The organism is Streptomyces sp. SID486 (assembly GCF_009865385.1).
GTDB lineage: Bacteria > Actinomycetota > Actinomycetes > Streptomycetales > Streptomycetaceae > Streptomyces.
In genome coordinates this window covers 1-5,226 of the sequence record NZ_WWJT01000119.1, presented here as the reverse complement: position 1 = coordinate 5,226, position 5,226 = coordinate 1, and the positions used below count along the sequence as shown (strand labels likewise).

The 5,226-nt window shown below is 73.5% G+C and carries 6 protein-coding genes; 4 read left to right on the top strand and 2 right to left on the bottom strand.

Annotation, left to right across the window (positions count from 1 at the left end):
• Positions 1 to 88 precede the first annotated feature (88 nt).
• Together GT045_RS06255 and GT045_RS06250 are read right to left on the bottom strand one after the other, a co-directional pair.
• Positions 89 to 1,300 carry a cytochrome P450 gene (locus tag GT045_RS06255; RefSeq protein WP_345942562.1) on the bottom strand — a complete coding sequence of 404 codons (1,212 nt, stop codon included), beginning with the start codon at positions 1,298 to 1,300 and terminating at the stop codon, positions 89 to 91.
• On the bottom strand, positions 1,297 to 2,007 hold the full coding sequence (locus tag GT045_RS06250) for a tRNA-dependent cyclodipeptide synthase (RefSeq protein ID WP_345942561.1): 711 nt from the start codon (positions 2,005 to 2,007) through the stop codon (positions 1,297 to 1,299). The genes GT045_RS06255 and GT045_RS06250 overlap by 4 nt, the downstream gene beginning before the upstream one ends.
• 218 nt (positions 2,008 to 2,225) lie before the next feature.
• Here GT045_RS06250 and GT045_RS06245 point away from each other — a divergent pair, with 218 nt between their 5' ends.
• The 4 genes from GT045_RS06245 to GT045_RS06230 form a co-directional block, all read left to right on the top strand.
• Entirely contained in the window at positions 2,226 to 3,062 is an 837-nt protein-coding gene (locus tag GT045_RS06245; protein WP_161333544.1) for a fructosamine kinase family protein, read from the top strand.
• Between the two features lie 101 nt (positions 3,063 to 3,163).
• Positions 3,164 to 3,355: a putative ATP-grasp-modified RiPP gene (gene tgmA, locus GT045_RS06240; RefSeq protein WP_014670659.1), complete on the top strand. Its 192-nt coding sequence runs from the start codon at positions 3,164 to 3,166 to the stop codon at positions 3,353 to 3,355.
• 17 nt (positions 3,356 to 3,372) lie between these two features.
• The gene (gene tgmB, locus GT045_RS06235) at positions 3,373 to 4,356 is read left to right on the top strand and encodes an ATP-grasp ribosomal peptide maturase (RefSeq protein WP_161296588.1); all 984 of its coding nucleotides are present in this window, start codon (positions 3,373 to 3,375) and stop codon (positions 4,354 to 4,356) included.
• A gap of 35 nt (positions 4,357 to 4,391) precedes the next feature.
• The coding region (locus tag GT045_RS06230) for a Gfo/Idh/MocA family oxidoreductase (RefSeq protein ID WP_161333543.1) at positions 4,392 to 5,226 on the top strand (835 nt) is incomplete at its 3' end.

Sequence of the window (5,226 nt, the reverse complement as noted above, 5' to 3'; positions counted from 1 at the left end):
CTCGCGACACGGCGCGGCCCGCGGTCCGGCGGCCCCGCCCCGTGTGCCGGGCCGGGGCGCCGTACGCGGGGCGGGCGCGGGTCCTCGGCTACCAGGTCACCGGCAGCCGCTCGGGGATCCGCTTCATGAACCCGGTGCGCCACACCAGTTGCCCCGGCGGGACGGCGAGAGCCAGCTCCGGCAGGCGGTCGAGCAGGACCTCCAGGGCGATGCGGGCGTGCGCGCGCCCCAGCGCCGTCGCGGGGCAGTAGTGCGCGCCGCCGCCGAAGGAGAGGTGGTCGGCGGTGTTGTCGCGGTGGACGTCGAAGCGGTGCGGGTCGGGGAACTTCTCAGGGTCGAGGTTGGCGCCCTCCACCAGGACGAGGACGAGTTCGCCCGCACGGATGTCGACGTCGCCGAGCCGGACGTCCTCCAGGGCGAGGCGGGGCAGGGCGTCACCGATGGAGAGGTTCACCCGCAGCAGTTCCTCCACGCCCTGGCCGGTCAGCTCCGGGCGGTCCCGCAGCAGGTCGCGGGCGATGGGGTGGGTGAGCAGGTAGACGAGGGCCATCACGAGGAAGCCCGAGGTGGAGACGACACCGGCACCGAACAGGGTGACGCCGACGGTGGCCAGCATCTCGTCGTCGAGGTGCGCGTGGCCGGGGTCGTCGCGCAGCGCGGCCAGCTCGCCCATCAGGCCGTGCGTGGCCGGGTCGTCCAGCAGGGCCGCCATCCGGGCGATGTCCCGGTCCCAGTTGAGCCGCGCGCCGGTGACCGGGCACGGCGCGTTCATGAAGGCGATGTCCAGGCTGCGCAGGAACGCCGGGGCCTCGGACTGCGGGATGCCGAGGATGCGGCAGTGCATCCCGGCCGAGTACGGCTCGCAGAAGGCCCCGCGCAGATCGGCCGTCGGACCGTCGGCGACGATCAGGTCGACCAGGCGGTGCGCCTCCGCGCGCAGCCACTCCATGAGGCCCGGCGCCTTGGGGTTGAGCGCCTTCATCACCGCGCGGCGCAGCCCCGCCCCGGTGATGTTGCCCATGTTGTTGACGACCTCGGGCGGGATCGTGAGCGCGTACTGCCGGGGGACGCCGGGCGCGGAGGTGTCCTTGAGGGAGAACCGGTCGTCCTTCAGGACCTGCGCGCACAGTTCGTACGACGACACGAGCCATGCCTCGTCGCCGGCGATGGTCCGCACACGCCGCACGGGGGTGGTGGAGCGCAGGGCCCCGACCTCGGCGGGCACCCGGGTGCCGTCCCAGGAGAACGGGAAACCGGGCAAGGGAGGGTGGTCGGTGCGGGTGTCGGACGCGGTGGTCACGGCGCGGCTCCTTCGAGGGCGGCGGGGGTGACGATGGCGTGGCCCTGGTTGCGGGAGGCGCGCAGGCCGGCGCCGCGCGAGTACAGCAGTTCGGCCATCGGCAGGAGTTGGTGGTAGCAGTTGAGCGAGGAGGGCACGCCGAGGATCGCCGGGGTGTCCAGGAACAGGGGGGCCTCGGCGCACACGTACTCCAGGCACACGGCGCGCTGCCGCTCGCCGGGGGTCTCTCCGCGCGCGGAGAGGAAACGATTCACCAGGGTCTCGCACACGCCCCGGAAGGCGCCGTCGGAGACCAGTCGGGCCTTCAGGTGCCGGTGGATCTCCTGGTAGGCGGGATTGGTGCGGAACTCCGACATCGGATGCCAGTCGAGCCGCGTGCCGTCCGGGTCCGCCGCCGACACCGCCTCACGGACCTTGGCGCGCACCCCGCGCAGATTCTTGACCGCCTTGCGGCGGGCCTCCTCCGGCGGATAGCCGGAGGCTTCGTACATCTCGGCGACGTACAGGTCGGTGTAGACGAAGTCGACCCGGTCGAAGTGGTCCAGTCCCCAGTGGGCGAGGTCGTGCAGGCGCCGGGCGGAAAAGTAGCTGTTGCCCGGGGACACGCCGATCACGGCGTGGGCGCCCTCATCGAGGATGACCTCGCAGTGGGAGGTGTACGGCTGGACTTCGAAGACGTCGGCCACCAGCACGGATGCTGTGGTCACGGGGGAAATCCTCCGCCGCGCGCTAGTCCCGGTGGGGCCCTGTGCCCCCGGTGTGGCGATGCGGCGCCCTCACGCTAGTCGTACCGGATCACCACGGGTAGTAACTGCCTGGGTTTGGCTTGAATCAGTCGTATCAACGGTTGAACCACCCGACGGGGGAGCCTTGTTGCGACCCGTACGCTGGTGCTGTGGCCTATCAAGAAGAGGATCCTGGACGGGTGGCGCACCGGCTCACCGGGCGCCCCGCCACCGAGGTCCGGCGGTCGCCGGCCTCCCCCGCGGAAGTACTGCTCGACGACGGGACACCGGTGATGGTCAAACGCGGCGGCGGCGACGGGGCGGTGCGCGCCGAGGTGGCGGGACTGCGCTGGCTGGCCGCGGCGGACGCGGTCCGGGTACCGGCGGTGCTCGGACACGACGCACACTGGATGGTGACCGAGCGGGTGCACACCGGGCCTCCGGACCCCGAGGCGGCACTGCGTTTCGGCCACGCCCTGGCCGCGCTCCACGCGGCCGGCGCGCCCTGCTTCGGGTCGCCGCCGCCCGACGGGCCGCGCGACGCCTTCATCGGCCTCGCCCCCATGCGCAACGTGCCGGGCAGCGACTGGCCGCACTGGTACGCCGAGCACCGCGTCCTGCCCTACGTGCGTGCCGCGGTCGACCGCGGTGTCCTGCGCCCCGCCGAGGCGACCGTGTTCGAGCGGGTCTGCGCACGGCTGCCGGAGCTGGCCGGACCGGCCGAGCCGCCCGCGCGGCTGCACGGCGACCTCTGGAACGGCAACGTGCTGTGGGGCGCCGACGGCGAGGTCCGGCTCATCGACCCGGCCGCGCACGGCGGACACCGCGAGACCGACCTGGCGATGCTCCGGCTGTTCGGCTGTTCCCACCTGGACCGGGTATTAGCGGGTTACCGGCAGACGGCGCCCCTGGCCGACGGCTGGCGGGACCGGGTGGCGCTGCACCAGCTCTTTCCGCTGCTGGTGCACGTGGTGCTGTTCGGGCGCGGGTACGCCGAACAGGCCCTGGCCGCGGCCCGGGGAACGCTCGCGGGGTGAGAGCCCCGGGCGGCCTCCCCGGGCCGCGGTCACGGAGTGTGAGGAAACCAATCACCCGTTCGACTCGTATAAGGACGTGAAAGCCTAATCAGGGAGAGACCATGCAACCGTTCACGCTCAACTACGCGCGGCCCGCTGTGCAGTTGGACGTCACCGCTCCGTACGCGTACGACTCCGGACTGCAGTTGAACGTCCTCCCGGACGGGCGGATCGCCGCCACCGACCACGCGACCCTGAGAGCACTCGGGACCACGACCTCCACGGCCGGTTCCAAGACGCACTTCGACGACTGAACCGCGGGCTGCGACAGATGACCGTGCTCATCCTGACCAGTCAGGAAGACGTGACGGCGGACATGGTGGTCCTCCGGCTCGGCGAGGCCGGCGTGCCCGTCGTCCGGCTCGACCCCGCCGACCTCACCAACGGGGTGGCCCTGTCGGGCGAGTACGTGCACGGCGCCCGCCGGGGACACCTGTCCGTCGGGGGGCGCCTGGTGAGCATGAACGGCCTGCGCTCCGTCTGGGTGCGCAGGCCGGGAGAGCCGGCCGCCCGCGCCGCCCAGCCGTCCGCCTGGCTGACGGAGGAGTCCTCGCAGGCGCTGTACGGCATGCTGCGCTGCACCGACGCCCGCTGGATGAACCACCCGGACGCCGCCCGCCGCGCCCGGCACAAGCCCTGGCAGCTGCACCTGGCCCAGCACAGCGGCCTCGCCGTGCCGGCCACCCTGATCACGACGTTCCCGCAGGCGGCGCGGGAGTTCGCGGAACGCTTCCCGGATCTGGTGGTGAAACCGGTCTCCGGGGCGCATCCCCAGGAGCCGCCCCGGGCGGTGCCGACCAGCCGGGTCGCACCGGACACCGACTTCAGCGCGGTGGCCTACGGGCCCACGCTGCTGCAGCGGAGGATCGCCAAGCGGGCCGACATCCGGCTCACCGTCGTCGGCGGCACGCTGCTGGCCGCGCGCAAGCCCGCCGCCCCGGACGCCCACCCGGACGACGTGGACGTCCGCTTCGCCCCGTCGGTCTCCCCCTGGCTGCCGGCCGAGGTGCCGCCACGCGTGGCCGAGAGCGTGCTGCGCTACATGGCGGACGCCGAACTGGCCTACGGAGCCTTCGACTTCGCGGAGGACGCCGACGGGATCTGGTGGTTCCTGGAGTGCAACCAGTCCGGACAGTTCGGGTTCGTCGAGATGGACACCGGCCAGCCGATCGCCGCCGCCATCGCCGACTGGCTCGCCGGGCGCGGTGACACGGGTCGCAGGTGTACGGAGGGCGACCGGAGCGCAGCATCGTGAGGGTACGGGGATCGGCCGGGAGAAAGGAAAGCGGCATGCGCATCGGACTGCTGGGGACGGGCCCGTGGGCGCGGGCGGCCTACGCCCCCGCCCTCGCCGGGCACACCGGCCTGGAGTTCGCGGGGGTGTGGGGGCGCAGGCCGGAGGCGGCCACGGCGCTGGCGGAGCAGTACGACGTCGCCGCGTACGCCGACGTGGACGCGCTGCTGGCCGACGTGGACGCGGTGGCGGTGGCCCTGCCGCCGGACGTGCAGGCCGGCCTGGCGGTGCGGGCCGCCGGTGCGGGCCGCCATCTGCTGCTGGACAAGCCGCTGGCGCTGACGGTCGCCGAGGGGCGGGCCGTGACGGAGGCGGTGGAGCGGGCCGGGGTGGCGTCGGTGGTGTTCTTCACCGCGCGGTTCCAGAAGGAACCGGAGGCGTGGATCGAGGAGCAGGCCGCGGTGTCGGGCTGGTTCACGGCGCGGGCGCAGTGGCTGGGGGCGGTGTTCACCGGCGACAGCCCCTTCGCGGCCTCACCGTGGCGGCGGGAGAAGGGCGCGCTGTGGGACGTCGGCCCGCACGCCCTGTCGGTACTGCTGCCGGTCCTCGGCGACGTACGGCAGGTCGTGGCGGCGGCGCACGGCCCGGCGGACACCGTCCACCTGGTGCTCGACCATGCCACCGGCGCGTCGAGCACGCTCACCCTGAGCCTGACGGCGCCCCCCGCGGCGGCCGGGGCCGATGTGGAGCTGCGTGGCGAGGCGGGTGTGTCCGTCCTGCCGGGGAGTTCCGAGGGAGCGGTCCCGGCGCTGGCCCGGGCCGCCGACGCGCTGGTGCGGGCCGCCGCGACGGGCCGCCCGCACCCGTGCGACGCCGCGTTCGGCCTCCGGG

Coding starts and splice junctions, on each gene's coding strand:
- tgmA (WP_014670659.1), top strand. CDS start 3,164: ATGCAACCGTTCACGCTCAACTACGCGCGGCCCGCTGTGCAGTTGGAC.
- tgmB (WP_161296588.1), top strand. CDS start 3,373: ATGACCGTGCTCATCCTGACCAGTCAGGAAGACGTGACGGCGGACATG.